We start from the raw sequence: 18,600 nt of genomic DNA, 5'->3' as shown, positions 1-18,600 counted from the left end.
GTTTACCGCAAAATACGCCAGCGTGATCATTAAAAGCAAATCACGAATGTCACAAATTGACGAATGATACGAATGATAGATTCGTGAAATTTGATTATTCGTGTGATTCGTGATGAAAATTCTCAAGTACAATGGTGGCATGACGCGCAAACGGCTACTGTGGTTGGGTCTGATAGGGCTGGTTGTCGCGGGAAGTATAGGTATTTACCTAGTCTACCCGCGCCTCATCTTGGCTGCTTATCAACGCTACCCCAATGCTGTGCCGGATCAGCTTCTTTATTTGGCGGCCACGCCATTGCCAACAGCACTGCCTGCGCCAACTGTGAGGGCAGACAGTAATGTCGCTGTAAGCGACCCTTCGGAACAGTTATCGGTGATCAGTGATCAGTTAGAACAGCTTCAGCCCACGGTGACTGCCTCACCAACGGCAACCCTGGTTCCCACCTTTACGCCCCAATCTCAAATTCCTTCCCTGAGTGAAACCGAAGAGTCTAATCTCCAGTCTCCCACCCCAAAACCAACTGCGACCAGCACTCCCTTGCCGCCTACCGCCACGCCTTTACCAACGGCCGTTCGCCTGGAAAATATTGATATCATCCCTCAAAAATTCAACAACTGCGGCCCGGCAAACCTCACCATTACGCTAGGGTATCACGGCGTTGAGGTAGATCAGCTAGACGTGGGTGACGTCATCAAACCAAATTACGATGATCGCAACGTGAGTCCGTGGGAAATAGTAGATTATGTCAACAAAGAGACGCCAATGCAGGCTAGGTATTTTGTGGGTGGGGATGTGCCGCTGCTCAAGCAGCTCATCGCTGCTGGCTACCCCGTCATCATCGAAAAAGGACTGTACCCCAACGCCTGGGAAGGGTGGATGGGACATTATCTGACGCTGGTTGGCTACGATGATGTCAGCCAGGAGTTCATTAGTCTGGACACCTTTTTGGGGCCGTGGGATGGCAGCGGGCGGCGCGACAGCTACGAAACGATTCACGAATTTTGGCAGCAGTTCAACCACACCTTCATTCTGGTTTATCCACCACAAGATGAAGCTGAAATTTTGGCCATGTTGCCGCCAAAATTTGATGATCCGGTGCAAATGTGGTCGCAGACAGCCATTGCCAATCAGGAACTGACGACTGCCGAACCAGATAATCCTTACGCTTGGTTCAATCTCGGCAGCAGCTTAATTCGTCTTTCAAACCTCATCGGTGATCCGTCGCTGCCAGAGAGTGCCGCCGCCGCTTTTGACCAGGCGCGCACCATTGGGCTGCCGTGGCGCATGTTGTGGTATCAGTTTGAACCGTATGAAGCATATTTGGCAAGCGGCCGTACCGCCGATGTGTTCACCCTCTCCGATGCCATCCTCTCTACCGAAGGCGGCCAAAATGTGGAAGAAACTTACCTCTACCGCAGCTATGCCTACACAGCTTTGGGGGATGAAACGGCCGCTGCTGCTGCCCTGGCCACTGCCCTTGAGCTAAACCCAAATTTAGAAACGGCCGTTTCAGACCAATAAACTCCTTCCTCCTCTGTGGCAAAAATCAATTTTCATCAAAAAAGCGGGTCACGCGCTCAATAAATAGTTCATCTGCCTGGCCACGAAAGGTATGCGGCGTGGCATAGTACGTATAGCATTCCACTGATTTTTCCAATGTCCGCAGCCGCTCACACAAATCCTGGCTCCAGGCAATGGGCACGACCTCATCTGCCTCACTATGGTGAATGCTGATGGGCGTGTTGATGCGATCTAAAAAGAAGACAGGCGAAATTTGACCCAGTTGGGCGTCGCTGGCGGCTAATTCAAATGGCCCCGTTGCGCCGCCAGACCACACCAGGATTTTCTCATAGTTTTGTCGCTCGTCGCCACTCATCGCTCCGTAGAGAACGGCCGCCCGCAAATACGGTTCATTGTTCACCGTTAGCACCCGCAAAGCCACACTGCCACCCATGCTGTGTCCCCATAAATGAATGCGATCCTCATCTGCCCGCCGCAGGTAGCCCAGCGGGTCTTGGCTCTGCTCGCGGATGATGGCAATCAGGTTTAGCACATCAATTGCATACCCAATCCGGTATGGATTTGGTCCCGCGTCTGACGGTGGATAGTTGCGAAAATTGGGATGGATGACAAAGTAACCCGCCTCCGCCAGCGCATCGGCGTAGCGTTGAGTGTAGGCTAACGTGTCATATTCTGCCGGGTTGATATAGCCATGCAGCACCAACGCCACCGGAAAATCGGTGCCCTCATTGGGCACATTCATGAAGCCGTACACGGTTAACCCGTCGCTGGGATAAGCGATGAGGTAGCGGGTAAACGTGTCGTTCTCTTCCAGCATATCAATAATATCTAACTCCCCACCCCCGTAGCTCCGTGCCGTCAGCACGTCAATCGTCAAATCGGAATATGGGTCTGGCGTGGGGATTGGTAGTGAGGTTGCTGTGGGTGGAACGGCCGTCTGCGTTGGCATAGCAGGTTGGGTTGCAGTAGCAGTCGCCTCTAGCTCATTACCGACCACCGATAACTGCTTACTGCTTCCCGTCACGGTTGGCTCAACAGGCGGCTGCGGCACAAAAGTCGGCGGTACCAATGCCGTTGGCGGGACGGGTTGCGAAGCACACGCCACCAACCACCAGCAACCAACCACTAATAACAAATACCAAACCTTCATGCGCCGAGTGTAGCAAAAAATGAGACGGCCGTCCTTCATGATTTTCTTAATTGCCTCTGCTAAACTGTACGGTATGCGCCTTTTAGTTGTTGAAGATGAACCCACCATTGCCAATTTTGTGCGCCAGGGATTAACCGAAGCTGGTTACGCTGTTGATGTCGCTCAAGACGGCAGGGAAGGTTTGGACTATGCCCTTGCCGCTGACTATGATGTGCTCATTCTAGACATCATGCTGCCCGAACTGGATGGCATTCAGCTATTGCGACGCTTACGCAGCAACGGCCACAAAACACCCACCCTCATGCTCACCGCCCGTGATACGGTAGACAATCGGGTCGAAGGGCTAGATGCTGGGGCTGATGATTACTTAGTAAAACCATTTGCCTTCCCGGAACTGCTAGCGCGGGTAAGGGCGCTGCTGCGCCGCCCACCGCTGCAAACGGACACCATTTTGCAAATAGCAGATTTACGTATGGATACCGCAAGGCATATTGTAGAGCGAAACGGCCGTCTCATTGACCTCAGCCCCCGCGAATACGCCGTGCTGGAATATTTGCTGCGCCATCCCAACCAGGTACTCAGCCGCACCCAAATTGGTGAACACGTCTGGAACTTTGACTTTTACAACGAATCGAACGTAGTAGATGTGTACATCGGCTACCTGCGCCGCAAACTTGACCAGCCAGGGGAGCCATCCCTCATCCACACCGTGCGCGGCGTAGGGTACTGCCTACGCAATGAGGAGTAACTCTTGGTGAAACGGCCGTTTCCATTGCCCATCCGCGTTCGTCTCACCCTCTGGTATTTGGCCGTGTTGGGGCTGCTGCTGCTGCTTTTTGCCGGATTTTTGTATTTTCAGCTCCAGCGCAATCTCTTTAACCAGGTGGATACAGCTTTGGAATTAGCAGCTGTTCAAGCGCAGGTGATGGTTGTACTACAAGACGGCCGTCTCACCTTCCAGTCTAACCCCAACGGCCAAACCCTTAGCCGCCTTAACGACGATTTTGCCATCAGCCTCCTGAGCAACGAGGGGGATTTGCTCGACCAATTCACCCGCGATGATGATGTGCCGCTTGCGCCGCCTACCAAATCCGGGCCATTTACGCTTACAGACGAAGATGATTTGTGGCGAGGCTACAACTTGCCTTTTGACCTGCCAAACAGTAAGCAAACAGGCTGGCTACAAGTGTTGCAAGAGTTGGAACCCGTGCAAGAGACGTTGGCCGCTTTTCGCAACCAGATTTTGCTAGCGTTGCCGCTGGCGCTGCTGCTGGCTGGATTAGGCGGCTACTTTTTGGCAGGGCGCGCCCTGCGCCCAATCGCCCGCATGACCCAAACGGCCCAAGCCATCAGCGTGCAAGATTTAGGCAAGCGGATTCACCACCAGGGGCCAGCAGATGAAATCGGCCGTTTGGCGCAAACGTTTGACGCCATGCTAGACCGATTAGAGGCAGCCTTTCGGCGGGAGCAGCAGTTTACCGGGGACGCTGCCCATGAATTGCGTACGCCGCTCACGGCGCTAAAGGGACAACTAGAAGTCACGCTCAGTCGCCCTCGCCAGGCAGAAGCGTACCAAACAACATTACAAGCAATGTCCCAACAGGTGGAGCGGCTTATTCATTTAAGCAGCAGCCTGCTATACCTGAACCGATTAGAACAGGATCAGCAGCACTTCTCCCCAGAAGCTATCCTGGTAGATGAGTTTTTTAACGCGCTACTAGACCAAATACGGCCGTTAGCGCAAGAAAAATCCATCCAAATCCACACAAAAATCGCCCCAGAGCTGCAATTTTGGGGCCAGCTCGATTTGCTCATTCAACTCTTCCTGAATCTGCTAGACAACGCGATCAAATACACACCAATCGGAGACGATATTGCACTCAAGGCAGCGTCGGCATCGCCAAACGTCATCATCACACTACACAACAATGGGCCATCTATCCCGCCGGAACATCTACCACACCTCTTCAAACGATTTTACCGTGCCGAAGCCGCCCGCACCCGCACCGAAACCGGCAACCAGAGAGGGGCTGGTTTAGGGCTGGCCATTGCACAAGAGATCGCCAAAATTCATCAAGGAGAGATTACCGTCAGCAGCCACCCCGAACAAGGAACCACCTTTATCGTCATTTTGCCAGAGGCGGTTCCATCTTCCCTTTCTTAAATGTCCTTCATCGTTTTCTTAATTTTTGCTTTTAGACTGACCGTAAATCAACCCGTCTGCACAAGGAGATAATGATGAAACAGATAAATCGAATTGGAAAGCGAACCATTTTGGCTCTATTCGTAAGCGGCATCCTTTTGGCTGGTGTCCTGATCGGTGTGTTTATGAATGCCCCGCGCAGTGCCAATGCACAACAAAGCCAACTTACCCCAGACGAAGCCAAAGCCGCCGCTGAAGCGGAAAGCCCTGGGGCAACGGCGACAGACGTGAGCCTGGAACGTGAGGGCAGCGTAGACGTGTACGAAGTGCAGCTAGACAACGGTATGGAAGTAGAAATTGACGCAGCCACTGGCGAAATTCTGGAAATCGAGCTGGAAGATGATGGAGACGATGCCGATGACGGCCCCGACACTCCAGAAGATGATGAAGATGAGTAACAATTATAGGAATTGACCTGTTCCAGATGCCCTAAAACCGCCAGAAAACTGGCGGTTTTTTATTTGCCTCTTGACAAATCAATCAAAACTAATTATATTAGTCTTCAAGAATAACGATATTAGTTTTTGATAAGCGAGGTTTATCATGCAGCAGAAATTACAAAGAATGCCCCATTTTTTATTGCGACTGGAAGGAACGGCCGTACTCATCACTGCGATCATCTTCTATAATCACAATGGCTTTAGCTGGTGGTGGTTTGCCTTGCTGTTGCTCGCGCCCGATCTGGCTGCGGTAGGCTACCTGCACAGCGAAGAAGTTGGTAGCTTATGCTACAACATCGTCCACACCTACGTTTTGCCGCTGGCACTCGGTTTGCTGGCAATGCTACTTGGCTTGGAGCTAGGGTTGCAGTTGGCTATCATCTGGCTGGCTCACATCGGCCTGGATCGCTTGGTTGGTTACGGTCTAAAATACCCGGATAGTTTCAAAACCACCCACTTCAGTAAAGTGTAAAATATTGCCAAAGAGAATAAGCAAAAGGAACTTCTATGCCCTACCCTAGCCAAGTTAGCCGTGACACAATCGTTACCCAAGCGTGGCAGCTCATCGAGGCAGACGGTGTAGAAGCTTTGTCACTTGGTAAGCTGGCTAGGGAACTGGGCATTAAGGCACCGTCACTCTATCGGCATGTGGGCAACAAGGCCAAGCTGCTGCAAGCGGTAAACCTGCATACGTCGCAGCAGCTAGTCGCCGGGCTGAACGAGGCAGCAGAGCAAGCCAGTGGCGACGCCAAAATGCAAATTGCGGTCCTCATACACAGCTACCGCAGCTTTGCGCTGGCTCATCCTCACACCTACACCCTGGCGTTCACCAATACCGATGACAGCTTGCGCCCAGATGAAAATGCGTTGGAACAGTTGGCTTTGCCCTTGCAACAGTTGATGACGGCCGTTTCTGGCGAAGAAAAATCGCTGGCAGCTTTACGGGGGGCTATGGCCTTGGTGCACGGATTTGTGATGTTAGAACTTCATGGGCAGTTACGGCGGGGGAGGGATTTGGGCGCAGATTTTGCAACAGCCGTTCATGCTTACTTAAATGGCTGGTAAAGTAAAACGGCCGTCACGCAGCGTGACGGCCGTATTAAGACTCCCAAACAGAGGTGGTGTAGTAACTTTAATTTACAGAAAACGGTGTAACTGATTTGGCTGGTACCTGAGTTGATTCCGCATACTCGGCATAGCATTCCTTAAGCCCTTCTCGCTGGCTCATACGTGAAGACAATGCACAAGCCGATACAATAAAAGCAGAAGCTACAAAGGATAGGGTGGTAAAAGTCATAATGATGGTCATAGTGGTCACTCCATTCTCTTCTTTCAACTTCAAAGGTTCGCTATTATTAAAGCTCTTACCTGATTCTTCCGTAAGGTTTCCTGTAAGAATGATGGAAGTGTAATGTCTTTTGCAAGCAAAGTCACTAGTACATACCGTACAGTACTCTGGTTTGATTAAATCAGCGTACTAAATTGGGGTTGATGATATATTGCCACCAATTGTGGGCAATATCTTGTGTCTGCCCAGCCACATGAGGCAGATGACCCAACCACCACAAATGATGTTGACGAATATCCCCATTACCCCACTCGCGGCAATTTATGGATTTTGGTTCGCCAGTTAGATCAGGGAAGTTGAGCCAGGTGTGGCAGCGGCTAGGCATCATCTGCCGGTTGCCCCAATCGTAGTCACGCTGGCTGTTGGGGGCAAAATGCACGTTGCCGCACTCCGCCTGCCCTGGATGCGTCTTGTCGTAGCGGGTGAATTTCTCCCAAAGGTTGGCCTCTCCCTGCTGGCGACGGTATACATGGCTCATAATTGACTCCACGCGATGGCCTAAATTTTCCAACATCTCCCCCGGCCCACGCTCAAAGCTGAAACCCATGATGACAAAGCGACGCTGCGCCTGCGGCTCGGTGAGTGGCGGCGCGTTGCACCAAAACGCATCCTTCCCCACCATGCGCGATTCGTAATAACCGGCATAGGGAAAGGCCATGAGCCACACTTCATCAATTGTGCCAGCATTTATTTTGGGGATGATGTTGAAGTTGTGGAGAATATGGCCGTAATCCACCCCATCCGGTTGGTGAAAGCCAGTTCTGGTTACAAAACGCTGCACATAGGTATCCGGCTCATACACAAAACCATCTACCTTCACCGGGAAGCCATCAACCTCAATCCGCTCCACAACTTCATAATTAACGTAGCCATGACTGGCCGCGTTCACGTCGTAAATGTACTGGGCTACCAACTCATCCGGGTTTTGCCAGCGCATCACCTCATGCAGTTTCCGCCCGCCATGCGATGGCACCCGCGGGTTATGAATCACCAGCAGCACCTTTGGTCGCACCGGCGGCATTGGTGATTGTGATTTTTTTGTAGGGGACGGCCGTATCCAACCAAACAAACGTCGCAACATAACACCCTCATTAACAACTAGAAACTAACCCTTCACAATTACCTAGTCTTCTGGACGTTCTCCCGCCGGAGCCATCTTAACCAATTTCGGATCAAACCGCGCCATCGTTTCCACCAAGTCCGCCTGAGCCGCCATCACCTCATGGATGTCCTTGTAGGCCATCGGCACCTCGTCCAGCCCCGCCGAAAGCAGCGTCACGTCCCGCTCCCGCAAATATTTCTTTACCGCCGACCAAGTAAATGATTGTTTGGCTTTACGGCGGCTCATGCGCCGCCCAGCCCCGTGTGCCGCCGATTGCAGCGACGCCTCGTTGCCCAGGCCACGCACCACAAAGCCGGGCGCACCCATCGAACCGGGAATAATGCCCAAAACACCCACACCCGCTGGCGTGGCTCCCTTGCGATGCACGATGACTGTTTCGCCATCGTGCTGCTCCTGCCAAGCGAAGTTGTGGTGATTTTCCACATCCAGCAGTACCTTGACGTTGAGTGCTTTGACCACGTGCTGGTGAATGCAGGCGTGGTTGGCGGCGGCGTATTGCCCCATGAGCTGCATAGCGGCCCAATATTCCCGTCCGGGGTCGCTATCTAAATCTAACCAAGCCAGATGGCGCAGCTCTTTGGGCAGTTCGGGGCGCAAATCCATTGCCAATTTGCTGTAATGGTTGGCCACTGTCGCCCCTGAACCGCGACTGCCGCTGTGGCTCAGCAACGCCAAATATTCGCCTGTGGGCAGCCCCAACTCATCATTCAATACGGTGAGGATGCCAAATTCGACAAAATGGTTGCCGCTGCCGCTGGTGCCTAGCTGCGCCCAGGCTTTATCGCGCAGACGTTTGGTAACGGCCGTTACCCCCCAATCCGCTTCCATCACTGGATGATCCCGCCGCTCCCCCTTGCGAAAATTGGCCCCGATGCCAAAGCGGGTTTCATACTCGATGGCGTTGGCCAGCCGCTTTTGCTCGCCGCGCAGGGTGTGTGGTGACAGGTTGAGCACGCTCATCTTCATGCGGCAAGCAATATCTACGCCCACCGCATAGGGAATAACGGCATTACGCACGGCCAACACACCACCAATGGGCAACCCGTAGCCCAAATGGGCATCCGGCATCAACGCCCCGCGTACGGAGACGGGCAGTTGCGCTGCATTTCTCATCTGCTTAATGGAATTCTCGTCGAGGTTTTCACCCCAAATTTGGAAGGGAGCTGGCTGTTTACGCGGCTTGAAAGCGGGATTTTCCTGCTCATGTGCCAAAATGGCAGCAGCGAGATCGCCAAATAGTTCATCTTGCAAATGGTCGGTGGGGTTTTCGACAACGGCCGTAATCAACTGGGGAATATCTCGCTTGGGAATACCAAAAGCGCGGGCATTGCGTACGGCCGTTCCTGCTTGCCGCATTGCCTCCCCCTGAGGCACACCCAACCGCGCAAATTTTCGTGCATTCATGGTTCACACAATCCTTTCTGATTCTCCACACCAATATTGTAACAAAAAGTAACCGCGGATTCTTCTGCACAACCGAGATGGTTTGCACAGAAGAATCCGCGGCTACAAACAAGAGAGCGCCCAAGACTACAAAAGTCTGGCAGACTTTTGTAGTCTTTTTAGATGCGGACGATGTGGGGGAGGATGACCGGGCGGGATTGGGTTTGGCGGTAGAAGAACTTTTCTAACGTTTCGCGGATGGTGTCGTCGTGGGAACGGCCGTTTCGCTTTAACGCCCGCTTCAAATTCCGCTTTGCCTCATCCATCAAATCCTGAGAGGCATCCATACGCAAAAAGCCCCGGCTGATGAGTTGCACATCCCCGGCCAGCTTGCGCCGCTTGTCAATGGGGACGTACACCAATACAAAACCATCTTGTGACAGCCGTTCACGGTCGCGCAGTACCAAATCGCCAATTTCACCAATTAGCGACCCATCCACATAAACGTCGTTCGCCGGAACCATCTCGTCTAGCCATGCAGTTTCGCCATCGGTTGCCCACACCGCCCCATTTTCCAGGATGAAGATGTTGGTGGCGGCTATGCCGCTGTTTTGGGCTAGCTGGGCGTGCAAATATTGATGGCGCGTCTCGCCATGTACCGGTATGAGAAAACGAGGCTGCACCGCCTCTAGCATAATCCGCATATCTTCACGGTTGCCATGCCCAGAGACGTGTATCGTTGCCATCGGGCCGTACACGACCTGTGCGCCTCGGCTAAACAGATTGTTCAACATCCGGCCCACGTCTTCCTCATTACCGGGAATGGTGCCGCCAGAGATGATGATGGTGTCACCGCTATGCACTTCTACCTCACGATGCTCTCCCTTTGCCATCCGGTTCAGCGCCGAGCGGGGCTCACCCTGAGAACCAGTGGATAAAATGACCAGTTCACTCTCTGGCACGTTGGCACGAATATCTATCAGCAGCTTTTTAGGTATCTTGAGGTAGCCCAGATTGCGAGCTAGCTCCACATTTTGCTTTAGGCTGCGCCCGGTAAGTGCCACCTTGCGATTGTGCTTCTGCGCCAGATTGATAATTTCCTGCAATCTGGCCAACACTGATGAAAAGGTGGCGATGATGATGCGACGGCCGTTTGCCTCTGCAAATAGCTCATCCAACGCCTCCGTAACCAACTGCTCCGTTGGGGTACGCCCTGGGCGATCAGCATTTGTGCTGTCAGCCAGCAAGGCCAACACACCATTGGGGGTTAACGCTTTTAACCGCTTCAAATCAGTCGTGCGGCCGCCAGCAGGCGTTTCGTCCAGCTTGTAGTCGCCTGTATGAACCACCGCGCCCGCAGGCGAATCAATCACCAACCCAACCGATGCGGGGATAGAATGTGCGACGGCAAACGGACTCACCCGGAACGGCCCAAGGTGAATTGTTTGCGTATCGTCAATCGTTTCCAGCACGGTGTGTTCTAGCAAACCAGCTTCATCCAGCTTGCCTTTCACCATGCCCAGCGTCAGGTCAGTGCCATAAACGGGCGCGTTTACCTGCTTAAGCAAATAAGGCAACCCGCCGATGTGGTCCATGTGCCCATGCGTCAGCACGATGCCACGCAAAATATCTTTGTTTTCAATTACGTATTGGAAGTCTGGTAAAACGAGGTCAATCCCGTACAAATCGCTTTCGGGGAACATTACCCCGCAATCTATGATGATCATGTTACGGCCGTATTCCAATACAGTCATGTTCTTACCAATCTCCCCCAGGCCGCCCAGGGGAATAATCTTCAATTCTTTACTCATAAAACGTTTTTTCTTGGTCCTTCGCCGTCCCGATAGTCAAAGACGGTCTTTAAAATGGTGTTCTCTAAATTTGTACAGCCGTTCCGACTGTACCCAAAAAGTCATTTCTAAATGCAAACCCGCGTAAGTCTCGCGCTGCCAGCAAAAACAGACAGCGCAAAACATTTGCAGATACTCTTTCCTAAACTGTGTCTAACTAGGGCGATTGGCTCTTAAGGAGTTCTTCGTTCAAAAGTTGGAATCAGGCAGGTTTGGCAAAAGATTGTTACTTATTTTTCACGGGCGCTAGAATAGCACAGATAAATAAGAAAGTCATCAAATTGGGAATATTCTCATATTGGGGATTACGTGTTGCGGCACAAAAAAAGCGACCTGAGAGGAAGACAGGTCGCAACAAAGTTCATTCAATTGTGGCATGTGATGGCGGCTTAGCGGTTGTACTTACGGCCGTCTCCCCCTTCTTCTACCCACACACACGGGTCTTCCATATGGGTGCATTGGTAACCAGCCGAACATTTGCGGGCTAAAACGCGGTATTCTTCCCCGCCCTTGTTCATCAAGCCCACCGGATAAACGCGCTTCTCAAAAAGCTCAACTTCGTCATTCACAAAACTGCAATTCTTGGTGCCTAATTTAATCCATTCAACCTGTGCCATCATCCATTTCCTTTTCTGAGTTGGGAATCTTAGGTAGGACGTAGTGTAAAAAAAACGGCCGTTCTTCAACAGTGAAGAACGGCACGCACAGCTTCGATAAATGTCACACAGGCTATGGGAGTGAATAGATTCGAGGTGACAGTCACTTCAGGCTTGGCAACTTCCAGAAAAATAAAAAGTGACTGTCACCTTTACCCACAAGATTACTCACTCCCCGAGCGATTTTACATTTGCAGGTAGATTTTCCACTCTTCGGGAATGCTACCAGAGGCCACCAAGTAATCCACGCGAGGCGTTTTGGGTTCCCAGCGCATGTGCATACCCGCTTCGTGAGGTAGGCGGTTGCCTTTGCGGTTATTGCAGGGAGAGCAAGCACAGGCAGTATTTGTCCAGGTGTTACGGCCGTTACGGCTCTTAGGCACAATGTGGTCTACAGAAAAATCGGCGTGGCGCAGGATACGGCCGTGTTTCCGACTACCGGGCTGCACACCACAATAAATGCAAGTGTAGCTATCGCGGCGCATCACAGCCCGACGGCTCCAGGATGCACCCCGTTTGGGCACATTCACATACCGCCGCAAACGTAAAACGGTAGGAATCTCCAAAGTGGTTGCTGCGCCAGAAAGCGCCACAACTTCTTCAGAAACTGCATCTACCACTTCGCGCAGCAGCAAAGACAACGCACGCCGTTTGGGAATCACTGCCAGGGGTTCGTAGCTTGCATTCAAGAGCAGGACTGCAACCATCTTCTTCTCCTTGCAAAGGACTGATTTTCCAGATCAGCCAAGCCCGTAAAACCTGCAACACATTTATTAACCTGCACATTGGCAAAATTTTTCACAAGCAATTTGCCAAATTCGGGCGCATTTTACCATAAAGTGCAAAAAATGCGGTTAACTGCTTGTTAAAGTTGCAAAAAAAGCGTGGCGCGTTTCTTACTGAAAACGCGCCACAACTTTAGGAGATAGATAATTTGCAGAATTTATTGAACAGTAATTGTCAGACTAAGGGTTGCCAATTGTTGGCAAACACGGCAAAATGCTCTTTTCCTTTTGGCTCAAATTTAGAAAGGTCGCAGGCCAGAAGAACCACATCCACGCCATACAAATCTGCATAACGGGAAATTGTTTCATCGTTGTAGCCAACGGCCGTACTAAGAGAAAGTGACACCTCGCCAAACCGCTGTGCATGTGCCCGGAAACCCCGCAAGGCCGAAAATAATAGCTCCCGATCATATGCGTTATCCTCGCACACAACCAAAAGCACCAATTCCATCTTGATTTTTGCAGCAAAATCCAATACGGATGTCACGACTATATCCGTAAGATTTTCATATTGAACAGGCAGCAAAATACGCTGCACCTCTGCTGGATAACTTCTAGGTCGCTGCCAGGTGGACGAGGTAACAGGTAAATAATGCCAGGCAGATTCCGTGGTTGCCACAGAAGAAAACGCTCTTATCATTACAAGCACCTCCCGAAATGAAGCTACAATATGTTATACTGAACTGGAAATCAAATGTTGGATGCGCTTAATCTTACGAAAAACCTTACAGTAACGTTAATATTAAATTATTCTGGCTGCTAGCACAAGGGTCATAGGCATTGTGTACTATTTTTCAGCGCAATTTCTAACCATCTTTTCAAACCACTGAGGAGGTAATCATGGGCAAGGAGATAACCATACCGGAAACGGCCGTTCCCAAAAAATCATCCATTCTTCGCAAAAACGGCAAGCTCAAAACCGCATACTACGAAAAAGAGCTGGCTCGACTGCAAGAGGAACTCATTAAACTGCAATACTGGGTTCAAGAAAAAGGGCTGCGCGTCGTAATCCTTTTTGAAGGGCGAGATGCAGCCGGCAAGGGGGGTGTCATCAAGCGAATAACTGAGCGCATGAACCCCCGCATTGCCCGCATTGTGGCCCTGGGCACACCTAGCGACCGCCAGAAAACCCAGTGGTGGTTTCAGCGGTATGTTGCCCAACTGCCCGCTGCTGGCGAGATTGTGCTGTTCGACCGCAGTTGGTACAACCGCGCCCTGGTAGAGCGCGTAATGGGCTTCTGCACTGATGACCAATACCGTGAGTTTTTGCGCTCCTGCCCCCAATTTGAGCGGATGCTGGTTCGCTCTGGCATTTTTGTGCTGAAATATTGGTTCTCTGTAAGCGATGAAGAGCAGGAACGCCGCTTCCAATCGCGCCTCACCACGCCGGTTAAACGATGGAAGCTGAGTCCGATGGACGTGGAGTCGCGCAACCGCTGGATGGAATATTCCCGCGCCAAAGACATGATGTTTGACCATACCGACATTAAACAATGCCCCTGGTTTGTGGTGCCCTCTGACGACAAAAAACGCGCCCGGCTGAACTGTATCAGCCACATCCTCAGCACCATTGATTATGAAGACATTACACCGCCCGCAATTGAGCTGCCTCCGCGCAAAAAAGAGTCTGGTTATGTGCGACCGCCCATGAACGAACAAACCTTTGTACCTGATCTGTATCCAACATTGGCAACAGATTAGCGGCCATGTCCGTCATCACCACGCTTGTTCTCATCCTGATGTTTATTACCCCGACTGTGTCGGTAACGGCCGTAATGCTCCAATCATCGGCCAACAAAACACAAACCGGTAGCCAACGCAGTGTACTAACCAATGGGGTGATAGTGCTATTTTCTATTGGCATTCATTTGTTGGGGGCGCGTGGCCTTCTGGTCAACTACCTGAATCTCAGTGGTAGTAGTAGTTTCGTTGTTTTATCTATCACCACAATTGTTACCTTGCTGTTGGGCTGGGCAGTAGGACAGGTGGTGCTAGACCTCCGCAAATAAAAATCCATGCTGGAGAAGTTCAACTTTTGGCAAAAGTTGAACTTCTGCTGTTACCTACTCGCGGATGCTGAGGCGACGAACGTAGTTGACTAGATGCCAAGCCTGCTCCTCGGTAAACCGGTCACCAAAGGCGGGCATGGCGGTTTCCTCAATTCCCTCCAGAATCCAGAAGAAGAGGTCGCCGTCTGTGTGGGTGGCAGTGTGGCCTGCGGCAAAATCAGCCGGTGGTGGCGACAAACTGAGTGCCGTAGGGCCATCCCCCCGCCCTTCCGCACCGTGGCAGGCAATGCAGTTTTCGTTAAATAGTTCTTGGCCAATGGCAATAGATTCCACATCGGGCAAGATGGGATTGGTGGCAAATTTGGCGGGCGTATACTCCTCGGTGAAGAAGGTGTAAAGTTGCGAACCGCCCAGCCAAAAGCAAACGAGGCTAATGGCCAGCAGCGCCACCAATTGCCCTTCGTTTTTGGCGGCACGCACGCCAACAAAGCCCCACAACAGGGCAAACAAAACGATGCCCACGCCGGTGGCCCCGTTGCCAGTTCGGTTCATAAATTTTGCGAAGGATTCTAACGGCCGTACCCCACTGTCCTGCTCCCGAATATTCCCCCCAACGCCCGCTTCCAAACGGTATGCGGCAAAGGTATCAAACGTATCTGGGCGGCGAATGGAGACTTCAACCTGCCAAGTGCCAATCAGGCTGATGTAGCTGCCTTCCAAGCGATAACGGCCGTTGCCCAAAGCTTCAGCCTCTCCCGTTGAAGACCCAACGGATTGCCCCAAAAACGTATAGCGAACAGAAACGGATTCCGCATTCGTCACCGGATCGCCATTTTCATCCATGATGAGAATATCGAAACGGTTGTTGCCCACCAGGGCTGGCTCAATTTGCATCTCCACCTGCAAATCTTCGGCAGATTGCGTGATGGTAGCCTGGCCGGGCGCATCCGCCAGCAGCGGGGCATCCACCCCTCGCTGCAAATCGGTAAGGACAGCGGCTGCGGCCAGAATAAGTAAGGCGATTGTCATCTCGACCCAAACCAGACGACCAAAGCCACGCAATACACGGGGGGTGCGGTCACTATCTGGTGTTTCATACACGGCGCTCAGGCGGGGCTTTAGAAAAAGCAGGTTTAGCCCAGCAATGGCCAGGGTGAGCAGTGCCAGGCCGATCTTGCCCAGCAGCAGCAAGCCGTAGGCCGTACCCACCAGTTCCGTCCAGCCACCCACATGCTTGGCAGATAAATAGCCGCCGCTGGTGAGCAGCAGCCCCACGCAGATGGCGGCAACGGCCGAAAAGTTGATGATGAGGCTAAGATTGAGCCAGGCGCGAGGTTCGTTCTTGAGCAACCGCGCTTGCCATAGCGAAATCGCCAGGAACAGCAGGCCGCCCACCCAAATGGTGCCCGCCAAAACATGCACCCAATCAATGAGGATGGCTTGCGTGGTCTCGTCGGTGAGGGCAGCACTGTGGCTGATGAGGGAAACAGTGAGTGACAACCCAATCGCCAGAAGAAGACCCAGCCACCACTCCCAGCCGCGCAGCTCTTTACGGCCGTTCTTCACATCCACAAATAAGCTCAGGTTAAAGTGGGACAGTGCCAATAACAAAAAGCGAACCAACCACATGGTGCCAAAGCGCGTGCTAATCCAGCTTTGCATGTTGGCGGTTTGCAGCAAATCGTAAACGCGATTTTGATCAATGAAGATGACGACCAGCCCCAGCCCAATGAGCACAATGCCAATGATGCCAATGCGAATGCCAACTTGAGCCAGCTTCAGGTCTAGTGCCTCTTCTTCCGCTTCCAAGTCTACATCGGCTACGATAGGGTTCCAAACGAGCAGCCGGAAGGCAAACAAGCCCATTAGCAGGGCAATGCCCGTAAGCGTTAGCCAGCGTGCTGTGGCGCTGAGGGGAGATAGTTGGGCAATGACGGTGTTTTCGGTAGCAACGGCCGTTGCTGCCACGCCATACCCAAAAGCAAAGGTACCGCTGGTGGTGTGTCCATCCACCGTTGAAAGCACCTGCCAGCTAACAAGGTAGGCTCCCTGATCCAGATCAGGTAAGGAGACGGCGGCGGTACGGCCGTCGGCGTCAATGAGCTGCAGCGGCCCGGTCTCAACCGCCTCCCCACCCTGCGTCAGCAAATCAATCCGGCTCAGGTTCGCCACAATCGGCTCGTTAAACTGGATAATCAGATTATCCGGCAGCTCTTCCAAAAGCGCATTGGGAGCCGGATTGGAAAATTCTGGCACGGCATGGGCAAAAATAGGTCGTACCCAAAGCCAAAGCAGGCAAAAAAGGAGCAAAAGCGGAAAAAAACGGCGAAGCTTCATCTCGTAGTTATACAGGAAACTCAACCCTCTCCCTAGCCCTTCCCCAAAAGGGAAAAGGCCCGGGTAAGGGTAAATCTACTCTTCAACAATGATGGTCACAGAATCACCATCTTCGTACTCTTCGTGAGTGCTGATAGACATGAACACGGAGATTTCATGCTCTCCCGGTTCCAGGCCAGGCAGTGCTTGATCCGTATTGTTTCCCATCACCATACCAAAGGAAACGCCATCCACATAAACGTGCCAATGGTTGCCGTCTTCACCTAGCGCAAAGTTTTCAACTTCTACTTCAACCAGCACCTGATCCAGCGTACTGAACGTGGTGCCTGCCTCTGGTGAGGTGATGGAAATGGCGGCGCCGCCTTCGTTGGGAACGCGGTTGGGGTGATCATCATGATCGTCGTGCTCATCATCATGATCCATATCGTCCATATCATCATGCTCCATGGCATCCATGTCTTCATCATCCATGCTTTCCATAAAGTCATCATCGGTGGCAGGTTCAGTACCGCCCGTGCCAGAACAAGCCACCAGGACAAGCCCTGCGAAAAGCAATCCAATAATAAGCCATGTGCGAATCAGGTTGTTTTTATTTAACATTTGTTTTCTTCCTTATGTTTTTACCAGCAGGCAGCTAATAAGCCTTGCCAGCAAATGTTGGTGCTTATTTCCATTTTTTAAGCGGGATTTTGGTGAAACGGCCGTTTCTTCCAAAATCACACATTAACCAGAACGACGACGCAGCAGCCCAATCAACCCCAGCAAGATGCCAACCAGGCCAGCTCCGCTGCCCACAAACGACCAGGTTCGGACAGTTTGCAGCTCGGCTTCCAGTTGTGCCACCTGCTCTTGCAAAGCAATACTGTCTGGCAGCGGCTGTGGGAATTGCAGATTACTGGCCGGCAGCACTTCCTCTGGGTCTACCTCCACATCTACCTCGGTGCTGCCCAGTGTGCCAAACAGCCGGGTGGTGTAAACGCCCCGCACTGTGGGGAAGAGGGTGGCTGTGTACAAACCAGGCGTCTCAGTGGGGTTCATATTCGCCCGCCAGGTGCGCCCTGCATAAAGCACCTCCACGTCTAGCGTCGCTTCGGCCCCAGCCACTGGCTGCTCATCTTCGGTAACCTCGATGGTGATGGCATTCCGCTCACCCACGATGGGCGGCTCTTGTAGCCACCCAACCACAATGGCGTATGGGCCTACTTCAATGCGGGTGTGCGCCAGGGCCGTGCTGCTGGTTTGGGAAAAGGTGAGGAGTGCCAGGAAAACGGCCGTTCCCCACAAAAAAGTTGTCCGAACGCGTCGAGCAAGTTGCTTCGTCATAAATTATTCCCTATTTATGTAAAGTTAAATTATGTGTTCATTTTGGCTTCATGATAATCAACAGCCATTGCAGATTCAACTGCCTCTCATCTGCAACTTTCTGTCCGTATCAACTAAAAGAGGATTTGGGCAACGTGAGGAGGCGGTGTTGGGGGTGGTTCAGAAAACAATAGAGGGAGATGCCATTGCGACTGCCACCGCCGAAACCCACAGCGGTGAGCAGCCAGTAAAAATGCCACGGTTACCAAGAAGGCAAGGGAGAAAAAAGTGATGAGGGTGGCAACGGCCGTATCTGACACAGAAGATTGTTCAGGAAGCCCATCTACAACCACTTGCTGCATCACAGGCTGGGCTGGAACCAGACAGGCACAGGTATAAACCCCAGCCGGGGTTACGCCCAGATATGCCAAAATAAGAAAAACAAAGATGAGCCGCGAACGAACCATAAGCATGAATTCAGTAAACTTTGTT

At 52.0% G+C, this 18,600-nt stretch carries 20 protein-coding genes; 8 read left to right on the top strand and 12 right to left on the bottom strand.

What is annotated here, in order from left to right; all coding sequences use genetic code 11:
* Positions 1-112 precede the first annotated feature (112 nt).
* Complete coding sequence (locus tag ACOQPM_RS02650) at positions 113-1,522, top strand: C39 family peptidase (protein WP_420627676.1); 1,410 nt, start codon at positions 113-115, stop codon at positions 1,520-1,522.
* 25 nt (positions 1,523-1,547) lie between these two features.
* On the opposite strand, the gene ACOQPM_RS02645 is transcribed toward ACOQPM_RS02650, so the two are convergent.
* Complete coding sequence (locus ACOQPM_RS02645) at positions 1,548-2,711, bottom strand: alpha/beta fold hydrolase (protein WP_420627675.1); 1,164 nt, start codon at positions 2,709-2,711, stop codon at positions 1,548-1,550.
* A gap of 34 nt (positions 2,712-2,745) precedes the next feature.
* On the opposite strand from ACOQPM_RS02645, the gene ACOQPM_RS02640 reads away from it, so the two are divergent.
* The 5 genes from ACOQPM_RS02640 (at position 2,746) to ACOQPM_RS02620 (ending at position 6,380) form a co-directional block, all read left to right on the top strand.
* The gene (locus ACOQPM_RS02640; protein WP_420628246.1) at positions 2,746-3,420 is read left to right on the top strand and encodes a response regulator; all 675 of its coding nucleotides are present in this window, start codon (positions 2,746-2,748) and stop codon (positions 3,418-3,420) included.
* A gap of 6 nt (positions 3,421-3,426) precedes the next feature.
* Positions 3,427-4,836, top strand: coding sequence for a sensor histidine kinase (locus ACOQPM_RS02635; protein ID WP_420627674.1), 1,410 nt, complete (start codon positions 3,427-3,429; stop codon positions 4,834-4,836).
* 71 nt (positions 4,837-4,907) lie between these two features.
* The gene (locus tag ACOQPM_RS02630; protein ID WP_420627673.1) at positions 4,908-5,273 is read left to right on the top strand and encodes a PepSY domain-containing protein; all 366 of its coding nucleotides are present in this window, start codon (positions 4,908-4,910) and stop codon (positions 5,271-5,273) included.
* Between the two features lie 145 nt (positions 5,274-5,418).
* Positions 5,419-5,787: a DUF4260 family protein gene (locus ACOQPM_RS02625; RefSeq protein ID WP_420627672.1), complete on the top strand. Its 369-nt coding sequence runs from the start codon at positions 5,419-5,421 to the stop codon at positions 5,785-5,787.
* 35 nt (positions 5,788-5,822) lie between these two features.
* Positions 5,823-6,380, top strand: a complete 558-nt coding sequence (locus ACOQPM_RS02620) for a TetR/AcrR family transcriptional regulator (protein WP_420627671.1) — start codon at positions 5,823-5,825, stop codon at positions 6,378-6,380.
* 67 nt (positions 6,381-6,447) lie between these two features.
* Here ACOQPM_RS02620 and ACOQPM_RS02615 read toward each other — a convergent pair whose 3' ends face one another.
* From ACOQPM_RS02615 to ACOQPM_RS02585, 7 genes are all read right to left on the bottom strand, one after another.
* Positions 6,448-6,624 carry a hypothetical protein gene (locus tag ACOQPM_RS02615; RefSeq protein ID WP_420627670.1) on the bottom strand — a complete coding sequence of 59 codons (177 nt, stop codon included), beginning with the start codon at positions 6,622-6,624 and terminating at the stop codon, positions 6,448-6,450.
* 160 nt (positions 6,625-6,784) lie between these two features.
* A complete protein-coding gene (locus ACOQPM_RS02610; protein WP_420627669.1) occupies positions 6,785-7,744 on the bottom strand; it encodes a hypothetical protein in 960 nt (319 codons plus the stop codon).
* A 42-nt stretch (positions 7,745-7,786) separates the two neighbouring features.
* On the bottom strand, positions 7,787-9,190 hold the full coding sequence (locus ACOQPM_RS02605) for an RtcB family protein (protein ID WP_420627668.1): 1,404 nt from the start codon (positions 9,188-9,190) through the stop codon (positions 7,787-7,789).
* Between the two features lie 158 nt (positions 9,191-9,348).
* Positions 9,349-10,980 carry a ribonuclease J gene (locus tag ACOQPM_RS02600; protein WP_420627667.1) on the bottom strand — a complete coding sequence of 544 codons (1,632 nt, stop codon included), beginning with the start codon at positions 10,978-10,980 and terminating at the stop codon, positions 9,349-9,351.
* A 428-nt stretch (positions 10,981-11,408) separates the two neighbouring features.
* Complete coding sequence (locus tag ACOQPM_RS02595; RefSeq protein ID WP_420627666.1) at positions 11,409-11,639, bottom strand: hypothetical protein; 231 nt, start codon at positions 11,637-11,639, stop codon at positions 11,409-11,411.
* 221 nt (positions 11,640-11,860) lie between these two features.
* Positions 11,861-12,382: an HNH endonuclease gene (locus ACOQPM_RS02590; RefSeq protein WP_420627665.1), complete on the bottom strand. Its 522-nt coding sequence runs from the start codon at positions 12,380-12,382 to the stop codon at positions 11,861-11,863.
* A gap of 253 nt (positions 12,383-12,635) precedes the next feature.
* Positions 12,636-13,100: a hypothetical protein gene (locus ACOQPM_RS02585; RefSeq protein ID WP_420627664.1), complete on the bottom strand. Its 465-nt coding sequence runs from the start codon at positions 13,098-13,100 to the stop codon at positions 12,636-12,638.
* Positions 13,101-13,300: 200 nt separating this feature from the next.
* On the opposite strand from ACOQPM_RS02585, the gene ppk2 reads away from it, so the two are divergent.
* Both ppk2 and ACOQPM_RS02575 read left to right on the top strand, forming a co-directional pair.
* Complete coding sequence (ppk2, locus tag ACOQPM_RS02580) at positions 13,301-14,161, top strand: polyphosphate kinase 2 (RefSeq protein ID WP_420627663.1); 861 nt, start codon at positions 13,301-13,303, stop codon at positions 14,159-14,161.
* A gap of 5 nt (positions 14,162-14,166) precedes the next feature.
* Positions 14,167-14,469 carry a hypothetical protein gene (locus ACOQPM_RS02575; RefSeq protein WP_420627662.1) on the top strand — a complete coding sequence of 101 codons (303 nt, stop codon included), beginning with the start codon at positions 14,167-14,169 and terminating at the stop codon, positions 14,467-14,469.
* A gap of 54 nt (positions 14,470-14,523) precedes the next feature.
* Here ACOQPM_RS02575 and ACOQPM_RS02570 read toward each other — a convergent pair whose 3' ends face one another.
* The 4 genes from ACOQPM_RS02570 to ACOQPM_RS02555 form a co-directional block, all read right to left on the bottom strand.
* Positions 14,524-16,806, bottom strand: a complete 2,283-nt coding sequence (locus ACOQPM_RS02570; protein WP_420627661.1) for a CopD family protein — start codon at positions 16,804-16,806, stop codon at positions 14,524-14,526.
* 75 nt (positions 16,807-16,881) lie between these two features.
* A complete protein-coding gene (locus ACOQPM_RS02565; protein WP_420627660.1) occupies positions 16,882-17,406 on the bottom strand; it encodes a hypothetical protein in 525 nt (174 codons plus the stop codon).
* Positions 17,407-17,529: 123 nt separating this feature from the next.
* Positions 17,530-18,129: a hypothetical protein gene (locus ACOQPM_RS02560; protein WP_420627659.1), complete on the bottom strand. Its 600-nt coding sequence runs from the start codon at positions 18,127-18,129 to the stop codon at positions 17,530-17,532.
* 113 nt (positions 18,130-18,242) lie between these two features.
* Complete coding sequence (locus ACOQPM_RS02555) at positions 18,243-18,575, bottom strand: hypothetical protein (RefSeq protein WP_420627658.1); 333 nt, start codon at positions 18,573-18,575, stop codon at positions 18,243-18,245.
* Positions 18,576-18,600 lie beyond the last annotated feature (25 nt).

This window comes from Candidatus Leptofilum sp., from assembly GCF_965223525.1.
GTDB lineage: Bacteria > Chloroflexota > Anaerolineae > Promineifilales > Promineifilaceae > Leptofilum.
Note: the sequence above shows the minus strand (reverse complement) of the source record. Positions and strands in the feature narration are given on the sequence as shown.

What these genes read in the sequence shown, in the direction of transcription:
- ACOQPM_RS02650 (WP_420627676.1), top strand. Translation starts at nt 113, where the DNA reads ATGAAAATTCTCAAGTACAATGGTGGCATGACGCGCAAACGGCTACTG.
- ACOQPM_RS02645 (WP_420627675.1), bottom strand. Translation starts at nt 2,711, where the DNA reads ATGAAGGACGGCCGTCTCATTTTTTGCTACACTCGGCGCATGAAGGTT.
- ACOQPM_RS02640 (WP_420628246.1), top strand. Translation starts at nt 2,746, where the DNA reads ATGCGCCTTTTAGTTGTTGAAGATGAACCCACCATTGCCAATTTTGTG.
- ACOQPM_RS02630 (WP_420627673.1), top strand. Translation starts at nt 4,908, where the DNA reads ATGATGAAACAGATAAATCGAATTGGAAAGCGAACCATTTTGGCTCTA.
- ACOQPM_RS02625 (WP_420627672.1), top strand. Translation starts at nt 5,419, where the DNA reads ATGCAGCAGAAATTACAAAGAATGCCCCATTTTTTATTGCGACTGGAA.
- ACOQPM_RS02620 (WP_420627671.1), top strand. Translation starts at nt 5,823, where the DNA reads ATGCCCTACCCTAGCCAAGTTAGCCGTGACACAATCGTTACCCAAGCG.
- ACOQPM_RS02615 (WP_420627670.1), bottom strand. Translation starts at nt 6,624, where the DNA reads ATGACCATCATTATGACTTTTACCACCCTATCCTTTGTAGCTTCTGCT.
- ACOQPM_RS02610 (WP_420627669.1), bottom strand. Translation starts at nt 7,744, where the DNA reads ATGTTGCGACGTTTGTTTGGTTGGATACGGCCGTCCCCTACAAAAAAA.
- ACOQPM_RS02605 (WP_420627668.1), bottom strand. Translation starts at nt 9,190, where the DNA reads ATGAATGCACGAAAATTTGCGCGGTTGGGTGTGCCTCAGGGGGAGGCA.
- ACOQPM_RS02600 (WP_420627667.1), bottom strand. Translation starts at nt 10,980, where the DNA reads ATGAGTAAAGAATTGAAGATTATTCCCCTGGGCGGCCTGGGGGAGATT.
- ACOQPM_RS02595 (WP_420627666.1), bottom strand. Translation starts at nt 11,639, where the DNA reads ATGATGGCACAGGTTGAATGGATTAAATTAGGCACCAAGAATTGCAGT.
- ACOQPM_RS02590 (WP_420627665.1), bottom strand. Translation starts at nt 12,382, where the DNA reads ATGGTTGCAGTCCTGCTCTTGAATGCAAGCTACGAACCCCTGGCAGTG.
- ACOQPM_RS02585 (WP_420627664.1), bottom strand. Translation starts at nt 13,100, where the DNA reads ATGATAAGAGCGTTTTCTTCTGTGGCAACCACGGAATCTGCCTGGCAT.
- ppk2 (WP_420627663.1), top strand. Translation starts at nt 13,301, where the DNA reads ATGGGCAAGGAGATAACCATACCGGAAACGGCCGTTCCCAAAAAATCA.
- ACOQPM_RS02575 (WP_420627662.1), top strand. Translation starts at nt 14,167, where the DNA reads ATGTCCGTCATCACCACGCTTGTTCTCATCCTGATGTTTATTACCCCG.
- ACOQPM_RS02570 (WP_420627661.1), bottom strand. Translation starts at nt 16,806, where the DNA reads ATGAAGCTTCGCCGTTTTTTTCCGCTTTTGCTCCTTTTTTGCCTGCTT.
- ACOQPM_RS02565 (WP_420627660.1), bottom strand. Translation starts at nt 17,406, where the DNA reads ATGTTAAATAAAAACAACCTGATTCGCACATGGCTTATTATTGGATTG.
- ACOQPM_RS02560 (WP_420627659.1), bottom strand. Translation starts at nt 18,129, where the DNA reads ATGACGAAGCAACTTGCTCGACGCGTTCGGACAACTTTTTTGTGGGGA.
- ACOQPM_RS02555 (WP_420627658.1), bottom strand. Translation starts at nt 18,575, where the DNA reads ATGGTTCGTTCGCGGCTCATCTTTGTTTTTCTTATTTTGGCATATCTG.